General features: G+C 58.9%; 17 protein-coding genes. 8 read left to right on the top strand and 9 right to left on the bottom strand.

Annotated features, from left to right (window positions below):
* Position 1: 1 nt before the first annotated feature.
* Positions 2-235, bottom strand: a complete 234-nt coding sequence (locus tag JJO78_RS19320) for a DUF2789 domain-containing protein (protein ID WP_036203064.1) — start codon at positions 233-235, stop codon at positions 2-4.
* A gap of 141 nt (positions 236-376) precedes the next feature.
* On the opposite strand from JJO78_RS19320, the gene JJO78_RS19315 reads away from it, so the two are divergent.
* Positions 377-3,205 carry a transporter substrate-binding domain-containing protein gene (locus JJO78_RS19315; protein WP_091642220.1) on the top strand — a complete coding sequence of 943 codons (2,829 nt, stop codon included), beginning with the start codon at positions 377-379 and terminating at the stop codon, positions 3,203-3,205.
* A gap of 10 nt (positions 3,206-3,215) precedes the next feature.
* Here the strand turns inward: JJO78_RS19315 and JJO78_RS19310 are convergent, their stop codons facing one another.
* Positions 3,216-3,578: a hypothetical protein gene (locus JJO78_RS19310; protein WP_036203070.1), complete on the bottom strand. Its 363-nt coding sequence runs from the start codon at positions 3,576-3,578 to the stop codon at positions 3,216-3,218.
* A gap of 219 nt (positions 3,579-3,797) precedes the next feature.
* On the opposite strand from JJO78_RS19310, the gene JJO78_RS19305 reads away from it, so the two are divergent.
* Positions 3,798-4,409 (top strand): hypothetical protein, encoded by a 612-nt coding sequence (locus JJO78_RS19305; protein ID WP_036205590.1) that lies wholly within the window; start codon positions 3,798-3,800, stop codon positions 4,407-4,409.
* Between the two features lie 12 nt (positions 4,410-4,421).
* Positions 4,422-6,626: a patatin-like phospholipase family protein gene (locus JJO78_RS19300; RefSeq protein ID WP_199446909.1), complete on the top strand. Its 2,205-nt coding sequence runs from the start codon at positions 4,422-4,424 to the stop codon at positions 6,624-6,626.
* 12 nt (positions 6,627-6,638) lie between these two features.
* On the opposite strand, the gene JJO78_RS19295 is transcribed toward JJO78_RS19300, so the two are convergent.
* From JJO78_RS19295 to JJO78_RS19285, 3 genes are all read right to left on the bottom strand, one after another.
* Positions 6,639-7,313 carry a GntR family transcriptional regulator gene (locus JJO78_RS19295; protein ID WP_036203076.1) on the bottom strand — a complete coding sequence of 225 codons (675 nt, stop codon included), beginning with the start codon at positions 7,311-7,313 and terminating at the stop codon, positions 6,639-6,641.
* A 108-nt stretch (positions 7,314-7,421) separates the two neighbouring features.
* Entirely contained in the window at positions 7,422-8,858 is a 1,437-nt protein-coding gene (gene cls, locus JJO78_RS19290) for a cardiolipin synthase (protein WP_087148993.1), read from the bottom strand.
* Entirely contained in the window at positions 8,855-9,919 is a 1,065-nt protein-coding gene (locus JJO78_RS19285; RefSeq protein ID WP_087148992.1) for an AraC family transcriptional regulator, read from the bottom strand. The genes cls and JJO78_RS19285 overlap by 4 nt, the downstream gene beginning before the upstream one ends.
* A 433-nt stretch (positions 9,920-10,352) precedes the next feature.
* Here JJO78_RS19285 and JJO78_RS19280 point away from each other — a divergent pair, with 433 nt between their 5' ends.
* From JJO78_RS19280 to JJO78_RS19265, 4 genes are all read left to right on the top strand, one after another.
* The gene (locus JJO78_RS19280) at positions 10,353-11,144 is read left to right on the top strand and encodes an alpha/beta fold hydrolase (RefSeq protein ID WP_085681685.1); all 792 of its coding nucleotides are present in this window, start codon (positions 10,353-10,355) and stop codon (positions 11,142-11,144) included.
* A gap of 91 nt (positions 11,145-11,235) precedes the next feature.
* Entirely contained in the window at positions 11,236-12,327 is a 1,092-nt protein-coding gene (locus JJO78_RS19275; RefSeq protein ID WP_075195015.1) for an SMP-30/gluconolactonase/LRE family protein, read from the top strand.
* Positions 12,320-12,796, top strand: a complete 477-nt coding sequence (locus tag JJO78_RS19270) for an acyl-CoA thioesterase (RefSeq protein WP_126810658.1) — start codon at positions 12,320-12,322, stop codon at positions 12,794-12,796. The genes JJO78_RS19275 and JJO78_RS19270 overlap by 8 nt, the downstream gene beginning before the upstream one ends.
* Positions 12,797-12,851: 55 nt before the next feature.
* Positions 12,852-13,841: an NADP-dependent oxidoreductase gene (locus JJO78_RS19265; RefSeq protein ID WP_036203087.1), complete on the top strand. Its 990-nt coding sequence runs from the start codon at positions 12,852-12,854 to the stop codon at positions 13,839-13,841.
* A gap of 5 nt (positions 13,842-13,846) precedes the next feature.
* Here JJO78_RS19265 and JJO78_RS19260 read toward each other — a convergent pair whose 3' ends face one another.
* The 4 genes from JJO78_RS19260 to JJO78_RS19245 form a co-directional block, all read right to left on the bottom strand.
* Positions 13,847-15,706 (bottom strand): cation:proton antiporter, encoded by a 1,860-nt coding sequence (locus tag JJO78_RS19260; RefSeq protein ID WP_126810656.1) that lies wholly within the window; start codon positions 15,704-15,706, stop codon positions 13,847-13,849.
* Positions 15,707-15,735: 29 nt separating this feature from the next.
* The gene (gene tcdA / locus JJO78_RS19255) at positions 15,736-16,563 is read right to left on the bottom strand and encodes a tRNA cyclic N6-threonylcarbamoyladenosine(37) synthase TcdA (protein WP_273624460.1); all 828 of its coding nucleotides are present in this window, start codon (positions 16,561-16,563) and stop codon (positions 15,736-15,738) included.
* Between the two features lie 299 nt (positions 16,564-16,862).
* A complete protein-coding gene (locus JJO78_RS19250) occupies positions 16,863-17,507 on the bottom strand; it encodes a ChrR family anti-sigma-E factor (protein WP_041332624.1) in 645 nt (214 codons plus the stop codon).
* On the bottom strand, positions 17,504-18,103 hold the full coding sequence (locus JJO78_RS19245; RefSeq protein ID WP_036203098.1) for a sigma-70 family RNA polymerase sigma factor: 600 nt from the start codon (positions 18,101-18,103) through the stop codon (positions 17,504-17,506). Before JJO78_RS19245 ends, JJO78_RS19250 begins: the two co-directional genes overlap by 4 nt.
* 242 nt (positions 18,104-18,345) lie before the next feature.
* On the opposite strand from JJO78_RS19245, the gene JJO78_RS19240 reads away from it, so the two are divergent.
* A complete protein-coding gene (locus tag JJO78_RS19240) occupies positions 18,346-19,377 on the top strand; it encodes an AraC family transcriptional regulator (protein ID WP_273624459.1) in 1,032 nt (343 codons plus the stop codon).

The raw sequence follows: 19,377 nt of genomic DNA, 5'->3' as shown, positions 1-19,377 counted from the left end.
CTCAGTGCCGCATCAGGGCATCGAGCTCATCGATAATTTCCGCCCAGTCTGAGTCGTCCTCGAGGCCCTCTTCGAGGAAATGTGACTGGCTTTCCGACCAGAAAGGGGCATCCTGCAACGCAATTTCCGGGGGCAGTGGCGAGTGCTGGGCGATAAAACTCTCAATGCTGACGCTGTCGGATGGCATACCGAGTTGTTCAAAAAGCGTGCTGAAATCGTGTTTGCTGGTATCCATGGTTATGGTTCTCCCCAAGGTAGCCGGTGCTTTAAAACGCTGTGGGCACGATCAGAGTAGATCGGGTAACCCGCTGAATGCAATCGGAAGAATTTACGGGTATGGTTCCCTGAACTGTAGCCGAACCGGTGAGGATATCCAGTGAGGTCCGTTTTTCATTTTGTGCTGTTGCTGACCGCTATTCTGGTGCCCGGCGTGCCCGCTGCTGAGCCGCCGCAACCCTCTCCGGCGCCGGTGCTGGGTAGCGAGGATCTGCGCTGGCTGGCGGAGAGAGAATCGTTCCGGGTCGGGGTGCGAAGTGGTCAGGTGCCGCTGGTGTTTGATACCGGCGAGGGGGAGCTGGCGGGCATCTTCATTGATTACCTCAATCGGCTGTCAGAGAAGCTTGGTGTGCCTATTGAGCCGGTGTCGGCTCCGGAAGAACAACTCGGTGAATGGTTGCAGGATGGGACCCTGGATGCCCGGTTGAGTACCCATCTGGCCCATCGTTCCCCTCCTTCCAATGTAGTGCTTTCCTCGCCGCTGATGAGTTTGACCTATGGCATATTCGTTGGTGCCGATGATGCAGGCATTCGCACGCTCTCGGACCTTGAGGACGCGAACATTGCCCTGATCACCAACGATCCCAACCAGTTCGCATTGCTTGACCCTGTCGATAGCTTTTCACCCGTGCCGGTTTCCAGTATCAGCGAAGCCGTTGGCAGGGTGTTGTCAGGACAGGCGGATGCGTTTCTGGGCCCGGTTCCGGTGGTGTCGGACTATCTGCAGTCTGCCATGGTCAATGGGGTTGGGGTGGCCACGCTGCTGAACCAGCAATCGGTCGACGTGGTGCTGGAAATGGCAGCGGAGAGTCACCAGGAGAATGACCAGGAGCGCGACCAGTTGTATCGGGTGCTCAACCAGGCAGTTCTGGCGATTGACCACGGTGAGCACCGGTCGATCCGCCAGTCGTGGTTGCAGACCGAGTTGCCGGAACTGGATCCCTCCGCCATTTCCCTGTCGGTTGACGAGAGGGCATTTCTCAATCAAAACCCGAATCTTCGAGTGGCCTTCCGGCCGGATTGGCCGCCGTTCGAGTATACCCAGAATGGTCAGTCTGCCGGGCTCGTGCCGGATCTGGTCAAACGCCTGGAAGAACAACTGAACATTCGCTTCAGCCGTCAGGTGATGGACAACAGCGCCGATGAGGAAAACGCTTTGCGTTCGGGGGAGGTGGATATACTGCCCGCAATGTCCCGAACCCCAAGGGTCGAGGAATCTTTCCTGTTCAGCCGTGCCTATTTGACCGTTCCCATTGCCCTTGCCATCCGTGACGACGGTCGCTTTATCGGCGAATTGAGGGAGCTGAGAGACGAAAAGGTGGGTGTGGTTAACCGCCAGGCGGGGCATGACTACCTATTGATCAACCACCCCAATCTCGATCTGTATCCGATGACGTCCATCGAGGAAGGGCTGCTGGCCCTGTCCAACGGCGACCTCGACGTCATGGTGACTCATATTCCGGCAGTCAGCTATACCGTTGCCCGCCTGGGGTTGTCCAACCTTCGGATAACGAGCATTACGCCTTACCAGTATGAGCTGAGGTTTGCCGTCAGCAAGGAGCGGCCCGAACTGCAGCGTATCCTCAATAAAGCGTTGGGCAGTCTGGACGCGGCCGAGACCGAGTCGATCTACAATCGCTGGATCCACCTGGATATCGAGCAGGAAACGGACTACACCGTGGTGCGCCGGATCGTGCTTATCGCCTTAGTGGTGGTGCTGATCTTCCTATACTGGAACCGCAAACTGTCACGGGAGGTGGACGAGCGAATCCGATCTGAAAACGCACTACGCCGCAGCGAAGACGAACTTCGGGCGGCCAAGCTGGAGGCGGAACGCCTGGCGCGGGAAGCTGAGGCGGCCAGCCTGACGAAAAGCGAATTCCTCGCCAATATGTCCCATGAGATCCGCACGCCGATGAACGCGGTGATTGGCTACAGCGACTTGCTCAGTAATACCGTCAAGGATCCCCAGCAGCGGAATTACCTGGATGCCATTCGCGCGGGCAGCCGCAGCCTGTTGATGCTGATCAACGACATCCTGGACCTGTCCCGCATCGAAGCAGGAAAGATGCGGCTGGAGTATTCGGCGGTGTCGGTGCGGCGGCTGCTCAGTGATGTACGCCACATATTCGACCTGCGCGCCACCGAGCAGGGTATCTCGCTGGAAGTCAGCGTTGACTCCAAGATGCCGGCGGCGATGATGCTGGATGAAACACGACTGCGGCAGGTGCTTTTCAATCTTGTTGGCAATGCCATCAAGTTTACCCATGAAGGTGGTGTGACGGTCCGCGCCACGGCCACACCGCGGAAGTCATCGGAGAAGCAGCCGGTCGAAGAGGTGGCCAGTGAGGCAGATCGTCGCTGCTTTTACCGGTTGGTTGTGACGGTGTCCGATACCGGCATCGGCATTCCTCCCGGCCAGCAGGAGCAGATCTTCGACGCCTTTGAGCAGCAGGAAGGGCAGAACACGCGGCGTTATGGGGGCACGGGGCTGGGCCTGGCCATCAGCCGCAAGCTGGTGCGCATGATGGGCGGTGAACTGCAGGTTGAGAGTGAGCCTGGCTCGGGCTCCACCTTTACGGTCAAGCTTCCTCGGGTTGAGGCAACCGGTGCCCAGGCCGAAGAAGATGGTACGCCCCAGGAGTCGGAACGACTGCTGGCACAGACGCTCAGCATGCAGGAGCGTGGATGGTTGCAGGAGCAACTTGCACGGGATTTTGGCGACGAGTGGGAGACGGTACGTGAAAGCGGCGATCCGGAACAGATGAAGGATTTTGCCAACCGGGTGCTGGAATGGGGTAAGCGGTTCCGTTCGCCCTCGGTTACCCGATATGGAGAGAAACTGCTGGCGGACGTGGAGGCGTTTAACCTGGATTCCGTGAACAGTGCTCTCGAATCCTTTCCGCGCCTTCTGGGACGGGATCAGTGACTGGACAGTGTCAGAGGCAGTCGAACTGCGACTTGCGGTCAAAGGCGACAGCGACCATGTCGTAGCCCGAGTCGGACAGCGAGCGAATCAGCTCGCGATCTTTCAGCAGAGCCATGCAGACCCGGTGTACGTTGGCCTGAAGCTGTTCCTGAGGGGGCTCGGACTCGAATCTGAAATCGACGATCAGGTATTTACGCTCGACGGCCGATGTGGCGGGAATGTCTTCACGCTCAATGCTTTCATAGCCAATGTAAGTAGCTTGTTTATCGGGGAAGATTCCACTTAGCAACACGTCCAGGTTGCCTGCCATGACCGGTTGCGAGGCCAGTGCCAGTAACAGGCTGAGAGCGCCGGTGATGCGTTTGATGGCCATGAGAGCCGCTCCTTTGGAATCGGTTCGTCGATCAATGTAAACATATGTAACGTTTAGTTACTGATGATTATCGCAGAGTGCGAACAGGTTTGCGTATTTTTTGCACGAATTTTTCAATTGTTTGCAATGTTCAGAGAATCCATCGGCTGGGTGTGGATTTCCGCAGCCTGCCAGGATCAACTACTATGGATAAAAACAGAAGCGCATAGAGGCAGGATGATGTTCCAACTCGTCTTCAAAGGTGAATGCACACCGGGAACCGACCCGGCAACCGCCCGCAGTAATGCCAGAACCCTGTTCAAGGCAACGGTGGACCAGATTGAGCGTATGTTCAGCGGTCAGCCAGTCGTTATCCGCAACAAACTGGAGGAAGTCCAGGCGGAAAAGTACCGCGCGGTGCTGCAAAAGCACGGCATGGTGGCTTATGTGCAGCCCATGGAGGGCGCCGTTGCCTCTGCAGCCGAGCGCGCGGCGCCCGCCGCTCAACCACAGGCTGAGCCAAAACCTGCCCCTGCAACACCCCCAGCAGGGGCAGCGGGTACTGATGCCGGGTCCGGGAGCGCCGTTGCCGTGGAGCCGGGCGACCGCTTGCCAGTGGCGGGCGATAAAGTCGACAGCATTCTTTCCGGGTCCGGGCTGACACTTGACCCCGTTGGCGTCACGCTTGAGGAACACCGGGAGGCTCCCGCTCCCATGTTCCAGCATTTGGACGACTGGACACTGGCGCCTCCGGGCAGTGACCTGGGCGTGAAGCGTGAGGTTCCACCACCGGTTGTACCTGATGTCTCTCACCTGTCCCTGGCGGACGAGGATCCCACAGACGATGCCTGACAGTCGGACGGGATGATGTTAACAGCCAGATTGACCGCCCTCCTGCTTGCCGTGCTCGCAGCTATGCCCCTTATGGCCGACGTAGGGCGGCCGAAAGTGGGCCTGGTGCTAAGCGGCGGAGGGGCCAAGGGTATGGCCCATGTGGGTGTGCTGCGAGTGCTGGAAGAATTGAAGGTGCCCGTGGACATTGTGGTGGGCACCAGTGCCGGCTCCGCGGTTGGGGCACTCTATGCCTCTGGTATGGAGGTCCAGGAGATTGAAGAGCGCTTTATCGAGATGGACTGGGTGTCCAGTTTTCGTGACGACCCGGGCCGTGCCTACAAGCCTGTCAGGCGCAAGCGTCAGGACTGGCGCTACCCGGTCTCGCCCGGCATCGGTGTGCGCATGGACGGTCTGCATTTGGGGGGCGGTATCATCGCCGGTCAGAACCTCGGTTTTATCCTCAATGAGCTCACCCGTGATGCAGCCCTGGTTGAAGATTTTGATGAACTGGCCATCCCGTTCAGGGCCGTCGCCACGGACCTGGAAACCGGCGAGGAAGTGGTGATCGGCAGTGGCAACCTGTCGGAAGCGATCCGCGCCAGCATGAGTATTCCCGGCGTCTATGCGCCGGTCACACTGAATGGGCGTTTGCTGGTGGATGGAGGTGTGGCCAATAACCTGCCGGTCAGCGTGGCCCATGAGCTTGGGGCCGACATTGTCATTGCCGTGGACATCACCGATCCCCTGTTGGAGCGGGAGGACATACGCGAGGCGTTCTCTGTGGTTGGTCAGTTGACCACCATGATGACGCGGCAAAACACCGAGCGGCAGCTCAAGTTGCTGGATGATCAGGACATCCTGATGCGACCGGATCTGCAGGGCTTGTCCTCAGCAGATTTCTATGAGGCTCCGGCGCTGTTTGAGCTGGGCGCCAGCAGTGCTCGTGGTCACGCAGGGGAACTTCGTCATCTGAGCGTCAGTGATGATGAGTGGGATCGATTTCGCGGTCGCCTGAAGGCGCACTCGTTCAACCCGGGCGTTATCACCGATATTCGCATTGACGACCGTTCTCGCCTGGCGGGGGATTTCCTTCGTGAGCGCATACGCCAGCAGACGGGTGAGCCTCTGGATGTGGATGCACTGGAGGAGGATCTCAAGCGTATTTACGGTCTTGGCTACTATGAAACCGTTTCCTATTCGCTGGTGCCGACCGACGGCCCCGGCACGGACCTGGTTATTCGGGTTCGCGAGAAAAGCTGGGGGCCGAACTACCTGTCCTTTGGCCTGAACTACGAAGACAATTTCGAGAACGATACTCGGTTTAATGTCGCCACGTCGTTGCGGATGACGGGGCTGAATGCCCTGGGCGGTGAGTGGACGACCGGGCTTCAGTTGGGCACCCAGCCCCGGGTTCGAACCGAATGGTTCCAGCCACTGGACTATGGTTTCGAAAGATTCCTCACGCTGGGCGGTGCCTATTCCCGTGAAAGCCTGAGTGCGTTCGATGGCGAAGGCGAGCGCATAACCGAAGTGGATATCACCAATCGCCAGGTGGATCTGGCCCTGGGTACCGAACTGGGTGTAAACGGAGAGGTGCGTCTTGAGTATGTGCGGGGCTACGCCACCGTCGACGAGCAGATCGGCGAACCGATGGCGCCCTCCGGCTCCATCCAGAGTGGCAGTCTCCGGCTCCAGCTTGTTCACGACTCCCTCGACGATACCTTCCTGCCGGAGTCCGGCGGGTTCGCCGGCATTCGTGGCCGGTTCGAGCGCCCGGGCCTTGGGTCCGACCGTCATTTTGATTCGGTCACCGTCATGGCCCTGGGCACCGCAAGCTGGAGACGGGCGAGTATCACCGGCCTGTTGTATGCCAACGCGGTCACCAAGGGCGTTGCCGGCATCGAGAATTCAGTACTGCTGGGCGGCTTTCACCGGCTATCGGCATACAGCCAGGGCGAAGTGGCGGGAGAGGATGCGGCTCTGGCAGGCGTCTTTGTCCGGCAGGAATTTGGCGGGCCGTTTGTGCCCTGGTTTGCCGGAGCCGGGTTCGAGACTGGTAACGCCTGGTCCTCGCTGGGGGAGGCCCGCTGGAACAACCTGTTGCGCTCTGGGAGCCTGTTTGCCGGCGTTGAAACCTTCCTGGGACCGGTGCAGATTGCCACGGCCTACAACAACCGGGATGACTGGAGTGCCTACCTCAACGTCGGCTTTTCGTTTACCCGGCTGTTTGAATGAGCCGCCCGTTGCTCAAGCCGTAGCCGATGCGCTGTGAATAGCGTCAAGCACCTGCTGACACTGTTGTTCCGCGTACCCGGCCAGAATGGCCGCAAGACGTTCCTCGTCCCGTTCCTTGATCGCACCGATCGATTCCCGCACATGGGCCAGGTTGTCTTCCAGCACCCGGTTGCCACCACGCTGGAACGCCACAAAGGCGCAACGTTTTGCCGATGGCCACAGATCCTCAATGGCGGAAATGATGAAATAGTTGTCGGCATAGGCCAGTGAGGCCTGAGTGTACTCTATGCCCAGCTCCAGAAACGCCAGCAGGTCGTTATTGTCATGGCAGCCTTTCATACGCTGGTAGAGGGATTCGAGTTTGTCCATGTCGGCTGCCTGCCACTGCCGCACCAGCTTGCGACCGGTATGGGTCAGGTACAGTTGCAGCACTTCGTACAGGCTGCGTACAAAATAGTCGTCCAGCGGCGTAACGAATGCGCCCTTGCGGGGCACGTTCTGTACCAGATGGCGTTTTTCAAGCAGCAGCAAGCCTTCGCGGATCGACCCGTGGCTTACGTCCATTTGCTTTGCCATGGCGCTTTCGTAGATGCGTTCGCCGGAGCGAAGCTGACCGAAAGCGATGAGGTTTTCGATGTGACGGGCGACCTGTTCGGTCAGGGTTTCGCGAGGCTTGAATGTGGTCATGGTCCTGCTTCGTTACAGCATGCTGGCTCAATGGTTCTGGAATACTCTCACATTCTTTGCGTATGGAAAATGGGCACACCAAAACGGGCCAGGCCCTGGTGGAGGGTTTCAGAGCAGGGGGCCAAGCAACCGTATGGTGCGGCACGTCAACCGGAAGGCCACAGAACGGTCCCGGTAATCCCGTTCCGTCATCAGTCGACTGGTGGTGAGATCCTGTTCCAGCAGATGTTCAATGCCGCTCACAAACTCAACGGCGGTACTGATGGCGGTTATCTCGAAGTTCAGTCGCATCGAGCGGTTGTCCAGGTTGGCGGTGCCGATGGCCGCGTAGCGGTCATCCACCAATACGACTTTCTGATGCATGAAGCCCGGCTGGTAGCGATAGATGCCAATGCCGGCGCGGCATGCCTGTACCAGGTATGAGTACGCAGCCAGTCGGATCAGCCGGCTGTCAGATTTCTCGGGGATAATGATTCGCACGTCCACACCCCGCAGGGCCGCCAGTTGCAGGGCGTTCATGATCTGAACGTCGGGCACGAAATACGGTGAGGCGATCCAGATCCGCGTACGGGCATTGTTAATGCAATTGAGGAAAAACAGCGTGCAGGTTTCGTAGGTATCCGCCGGGCCGGTGGGCAGAATCAGAACTTCCTGGTTGCCAGGCTTCGGTTGGGAAGGCGTCCAGTTGAGCGTCGGGAAGTCCTCACTGGCCCAGTTCCAGTCCTCGAGCCAGGCCAGTTGCAGCCCGGTCACCGCCGGGCCGGTAATGCGGCAGTGGCTGTCACGCCAGGGCTCCTCGTCCATGGCAGTGCCCAGATACTCGTCGCCGAGGTTGATGCCTCCGACAAATCCGACCTCACCATCACAGACCAGCAGTTTCCGATGATTGCGGAAGTTGACCTGCAGGCGCATGCGACGAAAATTGCCGTCTCCGAACGAGGCAACCTTTGCACCGGCGGCGGCCAGTTCCCGGAGGTACTTCCGCGGTAGCCAGACACTGCCAATGTCGTCATAGAGGAACCAGACCTGAACGCCCTGGGCCAGCTTGCGTTTCAGGATCGACTTGATGCGTTGGCCGACCTTGTCGGAGCGAACAATGTAGAACTCCAGGAGAATGTAGTGTCGGGCGTTTTCCATGGCATCGAACAGCGCCTCAAAGGTGGCTTCCCCATTCTTGAGGAGGTCGCATCGATTCCCGGTGGTAAACGGCTGTCGGCCCAGCTTGCAGAGGACCTGGAGTTCGTCCGGAACATGTTCATCGTTGCGTTTGCTGACCGCTGCCGTCTGCTGTTCGAAATGGTTGAGCAGTTCCGTCAGCGCGGCGTCGCCGGTGCGTCTGGCCCTGATATAGCCGCCGAACCGGTTGCGTCCGAACAACAGGAACATGGGAACGGCGACATAGGGCAGGCCGATCAGTGCCAGAATCCAGGCGATGGCTCCCTGTGCCACGCGGTAGGTCATCAGTATCCGATAGATGCAGGCAGCCGCGGCCAGGTAGATCAGGGCCAGTGCGAGGGGCAGCCAGGGCACGTCAGCGATACTCATTCCGGCGCGTCTCCATTGTCGATGTTCAGGTGGCGGGCGCGGTACTGGGCCGGTGCCATCCCGGTCCAGCGCTTGAACGCGCGGCTGAAGGCGCTGAGCTCGGAAAAACCCAGCAGGAAAGCGATTTCGCCCAATGCGTAGTGGTCCGACGCCACGTAGCGCATGGCTTTGTCCTTGCGGACTTCCTCCACCAGCTCGTGAAATCCAAGCCCTTCTTTCTTTAACCGTCGATATAGGGTTTGTCGGCTCATATGGCACTGTTTCGCCAGTGTGTCGGCGTCGATGCGATCGGTGGACATCTGGCGTGAAATCAGTCGCCGGATCTTGCGGCCGAAGGTACGCCTGCTTTGCAGCCGGGCCAGCACTGCGTTGACCTGCTTCAGCACGGCGGAATAAACGTAGGGGTTGCGATGGGGAATCGGATGGCTCAGGTGGTGGCTACTGAAGGCCAGGCGAGTTGCACCACAGCCAAAAAACACCGGGCCACCCAGTAATCGCTGGTATTCATCGGCATAGCCCGGTTTCGGGTGGGCGATCTCGGCCCACTCGGCAACGATGGATGGGTGGATGAAATGCCGGGTGCGGCATAGAGCCGCCGCCAGCGTCCGGTCCATATCCTGGCGACAGTAGTGCCCGGGGGTGTCCGCCTGCCAGGTCAGGATGGCCTGCTCGCCGGTTTGTTCAAAACTCAGGATCACCGATTCGTTAATCAACCGGTGCAGGCGAACATACTGGGTAACGGCCTCGCCGAGAGTGTCGCAATTGAAAAACACGTGGCCGACCAGGCCCATTCGGTCAGGATCGACCACCTGGCCGGCATGGAGGCCAACGGCAGGGTCTCCGGTGACCTTTTCAGCGTGTTCCCAGAGGCGGTAATGGCGCTCGGCCGGAATGCGCAGGTCCGGGTCTGCCAGCTCGTTTTTGTTGAACCCGGCGATCCGCTCAACGGTGGGGATGTCCAGCACGCCCTGGCGGTCCAGGTAATGAACCAGGGCCAGCGTGCTCGAGGCTGCAACCAGTGGCGATGTGGTGGCTTTTGCCTGGGGTGAGTTCACGGTCACCTATGATTGAGGGTTAACAGGAATTCATCGGTGCTGATACAAAATGTCAAACCTGTGGGACAGCCTGTCAACGGTTTATTGTCCTAACAACGATAGCATTAAGTCATCGAGGATTCTCACTCGCACATCTGGATTGGAGGTGTTTTCATGGAACTGGAAATTTTTGTGCCCCATAACGAGCTGGAGCGCTCCAATATTGCCGCTTTGGCTGAGTACCTGAACAGCATGTACTACTGCTAATCAGTTTCAGCAAACGTTTATGACCTGAGCCGGGGGAGACCCCGGCTTTTTTTTGCCTGAATTATCTGACCGGTTGTCGGGTAAGCCTGCGGCTTGCCCTTGTTCCAATAACATTCGATGGTAATGTAGTCGGCTTAACGATAGCAGCCCGTTCTCACACGAACCTGTCCGGCGACTCCAGGAGGTCATGACCATGAGTGTTGAACTCAATTACCGCATTACCGGCGAAGGCCCGCCATTGATCCTTCTCCATGGCCTGTTTGGCTCGCTGGAAAATCTGGGAGGCATCACCCGTCGCCTGCAGGACCAGTGGCAGATTCATGCTCTGGATCAGCGCAATCACGGCGCTTCCCCCCATACCGACACCATGGATTACCCGGCTATGGCCGACGATGTGTTGGCTTACATGGATGCTCAGGGGCTGGAAAAGGCGTCTATTCTGGGGCACTCCATGGGCGGAAAGACCGCGATGCAGGTGGCATTGCAAGCTCCGGGCCGGGTTGAGCGAATTATCGTGGCGGATATCGCACCGGTGACCTATAAACCCCGTCATGATGCGGTGCTGGAGGGGCTGACCTCAGTGGATCTGGGCTCTATCCGCACGCGACAGGATGCCGACAGGGTGCTGGCGGAACATGTAGAGGAGCTTGGTGTCAGGCAGTTCCTGCTGAAGAACCTGGTGCGGGTGGGGGATGACGAACAAGGCCAGCATCCCGGACCGTACCGCTGGCGGCTGAACCTGCCGGTGATAGAGCAATGTTATCCCCGCCTTGCGCAGGCACCGGAGGGGAGCGGGCCGTTTGAAGGTCCGGTATTGTTTATCAAGGGGGCCGATTCGGCCTATATCCAGGAGAAACACCGCGACGACATCCGTCAGCGCTTTCCCGCAGCGGATTTGCGAATCATCAACGGCACAGGGCACTGGTTGCACGCAGAGAAACCCGACAGCTTTGCGGCACTGTGTCGTCGTTTCCTCACGGATTAGCGCCTGGTAGCGGCGGGTACCTGCCAGTTTAGCCGCTGGCGGGTGTCTGATAAGGTTACGGAATCGTATCTGACAGGAACAGGCATCCTCTATGAAGTGGCTTCTGGGCGCATTGCTGATTGGTTTTTTGGTGCTGGGGGGCTTCCTGTTGTCGCCATCTCCCATTAATAGCCAGGCCTGGAACGCCCCTTCGCCGCAGCCATTGACCGGTAAGCTGGCGCCCAACGAACGCCTGAGACTGGCAGACCTGCTGGCCAGGGGAGAGGTGTACGGCCCTGAAGACACCACGGTGGATGACGACGGTATTCTCTACACTGGCACGCAGGATGGCTGGATCGTCCGGGTCAAACCGGATGGCCAGACGGAGAAGTGGCTGGAAACCGGAGGCCGGCCGTTGGGGATGGTGTTTGATCGCCACGGCAATCTCATCGTGGCGGATGCCTGGAAGGGGCTTCTCTCCATAGCGCCGGACAAGACCGTCACCGTACTGACCCGAGAGGCAGAAGGCTTGCCATTCCGTTTCACCGACGATGTGGATATTGCCCCGGACGGCCGCATCTACTTTACGGATGCCAGTTCGCGATTCCGTCAGCCTGAGTATCAGCTGGATTTGCTTGAGATGCGCCCTCACGGTCGCCTGCTTCGTTATGATCCGGCCACCGGTAAAACCGAGGTGTTGCTCAGCAACCTGCATTTTGCCAATGGTGTGGCGGTGTCGCCGGACGGCGAGTACCTGTTGGTGAATGAAACCTGGAAGTATCGAATCCTCAAGTACTGGATCGGTGGCCGCTATCCCGGACAGGCGGAAGTGTTTGCCGACAACCTGCCCGGGTTCCCCGACAACCTGGCGGTCGACCACGAGGGCCGCTACTGGGTTGCGTTTCCCACGCTCCGGAATGCCCAGGTGGATGCCCTGCATCGGCAGCCATGGCTGAAAGACCTGCTGGCCAAACTGCCAGATTACTTCAAGCCGAAGCCCCAGGAATACGGGCTGGTAGTGGCCATGGACGCGGACGGCAGCGTGATTACCAGTCTTCACGACACCAAGGGTACCCATCTGCGGGAGATCACGTCGGTCAACCCCCATGACGGTCACCTCTACTTTGGTTCACTTCACAACGACCGCATCGGCCGGCTAGCCTTGTCGGCTATTCCGGGGTTGGGAGACAGCGACAATGAGTGAGTTTGATCCGGTGAACTGGGATCTTCCCGAACCATTCACCATGACCATCGACGTCCGGGACGCGGACACTGACAAGCTCGGGCACGCCAATAACGTGGTGTACGTGCGCTGGCTTGAAGATATCAGCTGGCAGCACATCGACAGCCTCGGCATGACCTGGGAGCTGCATGAAAAAACCGGCAAAGCCATGGCCATTACCCGTACTGAAATCGATTACCTGGCGTCCGCCAATGCCGGCGACCGGCTGGTGCTGGGCACCTGGCTGACCGGGTTCGATGGGCGCTTTCGCTCGGCGCGGCAATTCCAACTGGTGCGTGAATCCGATGGCAAGACCCTGGTGCGCGCGGTATCCACCCATGCCTGTGTCAACATGAAGAGCCAGAGGCCCTCGCGGATGCCTGCGGAATACGCCGACATCCTCGGTGGAGCGATGGTGCCCGGTGGTCGCGGCTTTGATACCACACCTTGAGGATTCTGCTAGTCTGAACAAATGATCCTGTCCCTGAAGCTGTCTGGAGAGCCCCATGGAAAACACCGTTGATCCGAATTCTGGTCATGCCATGCGTCACGTGGTCTATGACCACTTTGGCGATACTGACGTACTGCGGATCGAAAGTTCCACCATCCCCGAGCCGGGCGCCGAGGAAGTTTTGCTCAGGGTGGCGGGCGCGGGGTTGAACCCCATCGACTGGAAGACGCGGAAAGGCCTGGGATTTGCCGCCCGGCAGATTGAAGACCACCTGCCATGGACGCCCGGCTACGATGTTTCGGGCGAAGTGATTGCGGTTGGTGCTGACGTGACGACGTTGGCGCCAGGCGATCGGGTGATGGGCATGGTGGGCTTCCCGGCTGGCGGAGGAGGTTATTCCCAATACGCAGTGGCTCGCGCCGACGAGTTGGCCATTGTGCCCGAGGAACTGGACCTGATGACTGCCGGCGCTTTGCCGCTGGCCGCGTTGACCGCCTGGCAGGCATTGTTCGAAGTGGCGGAACTGGAGGCTGGTCAGAAAGTGCTGATTCACGCCGGTGCTGGCGGAGTCGGGCATTTCGCCGTGCAGTTTGCGCTTGAACGGGGCGCCCATGTGATCGCCACTGCTTCAGCCAGTAATCGCGATTTCCTGGCGGCTTTTGGCGTCCATGAGGTGATTGATTACCACACCACCGACGTTGTAGACGAGTGCTATGGTCTGGACGTGGTGCTGGATCTGGTCGGCGGCGAAGCGGGCAAGCGTTCCCTGCACACCCTGAGTGAGCACGGCGTACTGGTCACGATTCCCACCGTGACGGCAGATGAGATCATAACCGCGGCTGAGTCCCTTGGGTTGAGAGCCCATGGCATGACCGTCCGCCCCGATGTGTTTCATCTCGATGAGATCGCCGAACTGATCGAGGACGGCGAGGTGCGTGTCCATATCGACAAGGCCTTCCCGCTGGATCAGGTCGCTGATGCCCACCGCTTGCTGGAGGGTGGGCACGTTCGGGGTAAACTGGTCCTGGACTGCGGGGCCCGCTGATACGCTCAGGTTGGAGCGGGTTCCGGTGGCTGTTCCGGCGACTCCCCGGTATCCCGCTCCTTGCGTTCCTTCCTCGCCTGGGGTGGCACCAGGCTTACCAATGTCCAGTCTTTCTCGGGCTTGATGGCCTCCATGCTCTTGACCGGCGTGATGTGTTCGCGCGTGTTCACCACGAACAGCACCATGGCCTGACGGTCGTACTTGTCCAGGAAATCCTCGAACGTAAATTCGTCACTGAGCTGGGTGGTCTTCACCGTATACCCTTGGCTGGCCAAACTGGCCAGCTTGGCGTAGCTCACTCCGTCGAAGAGTCCTCTCGTAAGCTGTATTTTCTCGGCGGTCTGGTGCCGGGCCTTCTGGTCCTGATCCCCTTCGGCCAGGGTTAGCACTGAGTCTTTTCCGAACCAGTCCAGGAAGTGGTAGGTGGCCAGGGAATTCATGTGCTTGTAGGGGGAAATGACCAGCAAATTACCAATGCCGGTAAGGTCCAGATGGGTCGACGCATGCTCCGACACGGGGTTGCCGAAATACACCTGGAGGTTTTCCATGCGCGCCTGTTTGACGTTCTCCCAGTTGGTGTCCGCCAGGGTAACGGGAACCTCCAGTTTCTTCAGCGCCAGGCCGATTTTTCGGGCCACCGGGTTGGCGCCGAGAATCAGGAAGCCGTATTCCGCCGGTTCGGCGACCTTCAGAAGCCTCGCCAGAGGCCTCGCGGTAAGACTCTGCAGGGTGACGGTGGCGATGATCAGCATGAATATCAGCGGTACCAGGGCTCCGGCGCTTTCGTAGCCCAGTTTCTGCAACTGAAACGCAAACAGGGCGGATACAGCAGCGGCTACTATGCCTCGGGGGGCAATCCAGCTCAGGAACAGTTTGTCGCGCCAGTTGAGACTGGTGCCAATGGCCGACAGGAAGATGCTTGCCGGGCGTGCAACCAGCATCAGCAACGCCAACACGGCCACCAGCCCCCAGCCCAGTTGAGCGATGGCTTCGAACTCCACCCGTGCTGCCAGGATAATGAAGAGAGCGGAAATCAGCAGCACGCTCAGGGATTCCTTGAACTCCAGGATGCTGTCGATGGGGACCTGCTTCATGTTGGCCATCCAGATGCCCATCACAGTGACCGTCAGCAGGCCGGACTCGTGGGCCATTTCATTCGACAGGGCATAGACCCCGAGCATGAACGTCAGGGTACCGGCGTTGTGCAGGTATTGCGGCAGCAGGTGCTTACGCAGCGCAATGCCGTTCAGCCAGCCAGCCACTGCGCCAATCAGGAAACCCACTGCCAGGGTCTTGCCAAAAATGTACAGCGAGTGGCTGAACACGTTGCCCTGGCCCCAGGACACAATGCCCTCGAAGACCAGCACCGCCAGCAGGGCGCCCACTGGGTCGATGATGATGCCCTCCCAGCGCAGAATGTTGGCCAGTTTTGCGTCCGGTCGCACGGATCGGAGCAGAGGGGCGATGACGGTAGGGCCGGTGACGATGGAAATGGCGCCAAACAGGAGGGCCACCTCCCATGACACATCAAGGATCCAGCGGGCGGCCAGGGTGCCAATGATGCAGGTGACAATGGAGCCGACGGGAATCAGATTGCGGACCATCTTGCCATGGCCGCGGATTTCGTCGTAGCGAAGGGTCAGGCTGCCTTCAAACAGAATGATGGCGACGGCCAGGGAAATGACCGGGAACAGCAGGTCTCCAAACACGATTTCGGGGTCCAGAAATCCCAGCAGCGGCCCTGCGGCAATGCCGCCGGCCAGCAGGAACAGGATGGCCGGCATGCGAACCCGCCAGGCGAGCCACTGGCAAAACAGGGAGAGCACACCGATACAGGCAAGGAGAAAGACAGTGCTGACGGTCATAATGGGGTCAGTTCCGTTGAAGTATGGGTTTAATTCTGTAGTCCTGCAGGAAAGTCTGCCGTCTTGTCGGAATTGGCCTTGCGCGCCAGGCGAGCCAGCAACCGCGCCGCCGCGAAGAAACCAAAACTGGCGGTGACGGGGCTGGCAGCACCAAACCCGGAGGCGCAATCCAGACGGACCGGGCCTTCGGTGGCAGGCTTCTGTAGGCAAACCTCACCGTCCCCTGCAGGATACGTGAGCTGTTCCAGGGAGTACACGGCTTCAATTCCGAAACGCCGTCTGGGATTGCGTGAGAACCCGTACTCCCGACGGAGTGTATTACGCACCTTGGCCAACAATGGATCCTGTGTGGTTTTGCTCAGGTCACTGACGCGGATCTGGGTCGGGTCCATCTGACCGCCGGCGCCGCCAGCACACACCAATGGAATCTTGCGACGCTGACAGTGTGCAATCAGCCCGGCCTTGGCTTTGACGCTGTCGATGGCATCGACCACCCCTGACATCTCCGGGGTAATCAGTTCATCGACGTTTTTCGTGTTCAGGAACCCGAAATGGACCCGAATGTCACCCTCCGGGTTGATCGACCGCAAACGGTCTGCCATGGCGTCCGTCTTGGTGCGCCCGTACTGCCCGCTAAGCGCGTGGAGCTGGCGATTGGTATTGGACACGCAGATATCGTCCATGTCGATCAGCGTCAAGGTGCCGACGCCGGAGCGGGCAAGGGCTTCAGCCGCCCAGGAGCCCACGCCACCCAATCCAACGATGGCAATGTGAGCGTGACGGAAGTGCTCCAGCGCCCGGCGGCCATAGAGTCGTTCGATACCGCCGAAGCGGAAATGGAAGTCGTCACCCGTCATGCTGCATCTCCGGAGAAAAGTCACGATTGTAACCCAGCCCTGCCGGCTGTCTCTAATCAGTCGTCGGATATCGTATTCATGGGGTGAGGTGAGCAGGCATAAAAAAGGCCACGCAAGAGCGTGGCCTGTAAGCGAGTGCCCAACCCGACGGGGGGGGGGGCCGGACTAGTTCAGAGACACTAATCAACGTAATCAGTATCGTTTATCAACGTGTCGTCCGGAAGGTCACAAACTGACAAAGGCCGGTCATTTTCGGCCAAGGCTTCGGCCAGGCCGGTACAGTTTCCGGTCCATCCGCCTCAGCGTATAAAGGGGTTCAATAAGCGAGTGAACGTGCCGGTTAATTTAACCGGTGCGCTGAGCACCGACAGGGTGATGCAGTCTTCGCAGCCAACCGCCACAGGTTTGTGCTCGTCTTCCTGATTGAGTACCACGAAGTCCCACTGGTTGAACACACCTTTCTGGTCTGAGAATGCACCCTGAAGAACTATCGTGGTTTCACTCCCTCTGTGGGTATGCGCGGGTGCCTTCCCACCGGCGGCCAGTTTCTGAAGCACCACCTGCTCGCTCTGGCCGGGAAACCGTTCGCTGATATCCAGCACACTGACATCGCCGAGCTGACGTTTCCAGGGCAGCGAGTTGAGATCGTCGCCCAACAACTTTTGAAGAGGGCTCATGCGCTTGGCTTGTGTACTGATGTAGGTCTCCGTCATGTCAGGCTCGCTGTCTATGCGTGACAGGATAGCGTCAAACATGTCCGATGAAACACCGACCTGGGGCTGACTTTCCATCATGACGGCCCCCAGGCTGTCGAGCGTATCCACACGGCTGCGACAATGGGGGCACTGGTCCAGATGGAGACGAATGCACAGTGCGTGGGGCTCACTGAGGTTGCCCGCACTGAATTCCATCAGGGTAAGTGTGTCTGGATGGTGCCGTGTCATACGTTCTGGTCCTGCAAAATCACTTTCAGTTTGTTCAGCGCCAGGCGTACCCGGCTTTTTACGGTACCTAGCGGTATGTTGAGCTCGTCCGCCACCATCTGGTGTGACTTGCTTTCCATGTAGACCTTGGCGATTACTGTAATCTGTTCTTCCGGCAGGTGGCTGAGGGACTCTCGCACGCGACGTTCAGACATCAGGCGGTGCAGCGACGTAACCGGCTCGTCTTCGTTTTCGCCGGGAATTTGCCACAGATCTTCCGTTTCAACCGGCATCTCCGCACTCGTGCGCTTCATCTTGCGCAGCATATCAATGCGTTGGTTACGGGCGATGGTGAAAATCCAGGTCGACGCGGCTGCCTTCCTCCAGTCGTACAAGCAGGAGCGCCGCCAGATCGATACGAAAACCTCCTGTACCAGCTCCTCGGCGTGACTCGCCATGCCATTGGCCATGGCGTAATACTTGATCTGAGGACCAAAGTGCTCGAACAAAGCGTGGTAGGCCTGCCGATCCTGGTTCTTTCCCACTTTCTCCAGCAATTGGCTCCAGGGGTCCTTGCGGCCCTCGGCTCGTGCTGGCTTCTGATCCAGTGTGGACACCGGACGCTCCTTGACAGTCGCATGATTTGGCATTGTTGTGTTCATCATTCTATGCACTCGCCCCGGGTTTGTCAGTCACGATATTTACGGGGGCGATGGGCAGACGGATCTGTTGGGCGGTATTTTTTCCCAGTTGTACTGGCTGGCTTCTCCGCCGCTCGGTGTCGTCTGCAGGGAGATTGCCGACCGCTATCATCACGGCTAATCTTTTGCAGGTATTTATTCAGGAACGCTTGGCCAACATGAATGCTCCCGGAAAGACCGGCAATCTGCCCGTTATTCGCGCCCACTACGCCGATATCCTTTGCCAGTTGGCGGAAGAGAAGGGTGCTGCGCGTCCCGAGTTGCTGCGCTCGGCCGATATTCGTCCGGCCATGTTGGGGCACCCCGACAACTTCATCACCGTGGAGCAGTTCAGTCGTCTTTGTCGCTCGGCATTGGCATTGAGTCACGATCCGGCCCTGGGGCTGGAATATGGCAAGCGCCTGAAGTTCACTACCCACGGTTCCCTGTCACAGGCCGCCATCAGCTGTGACAACATTGGCCAGGCTCTTACGGTGCTGATCAAGTATTTCCGTATCCGGTTCGTGTATATGAATCTGAGTTTCTTTACCGAGGGCAGCGACGCTGTGCTGCAACTCGATATCGTGCACGCCCTGGATGATCTGCATCGGTTCAATGCAGAAGTAGTGCTGGCCTCGCTTATGGATGTGAACTTGCTCCTGTTCGGACGCCGCCTGCTTGATGGTGGAAGTTGTCGACTGAATTATCCGCCACCGGAGTATGCCCAGGCCTATGAATCCCTGTTCGGCAATCGTATCCGGTTTGACGCCGGCGCCAATCAGCTCCGTTTTCGCAAGGAGTTTCTGGAACTGCCAATTTCCCTGTCCAATCCTGTGGCGCGTCGGGTAGCGGAAGCGCAATGCCAGGAGGAAATGCGATCGCTGGAGGCGACCACATCGATTCCCGAGCGTGTGGGGCGGTTGCTGGAATCGGTACGGGATGGCCGGCTTCCGGGTATTGATTCCGTGGCGGCGCAACTGGGTGTGTCACCCAGGACGCTGCGCCGTCAGCTCAGTGCCGAAGGCGCGAAATTTCAGGGCATCCTTGATGACATCCGCCACCGGCGCTCCCTGGAGCTGCTTCGGCGCACCGACCTCGGGATCGATGACATTGCCTATCGCCTGGGGTATAGCGACCCGTCGAATTTCGGCCGTGCCTTCCGCAAGTGGGAGGGTCTGTCACCCTCAGCCTGGCGCGCAAGCAGGGTCTGA

The sequence above is a fragment of the Marinobacter sp. DS40M6 genome, from assembly GCF_028581595.1.
GTDB lineage: Bacteria > Pseudomonadota > Gammaproteobacteria > Pseudomonadales > Oleiphilaceae > Marinobacter > Marinobacter salarius.
Note: the sequence above shows the minus strand (reverse complement) of the source record. Positions and strands in the feature narration are given on the sequence as shown.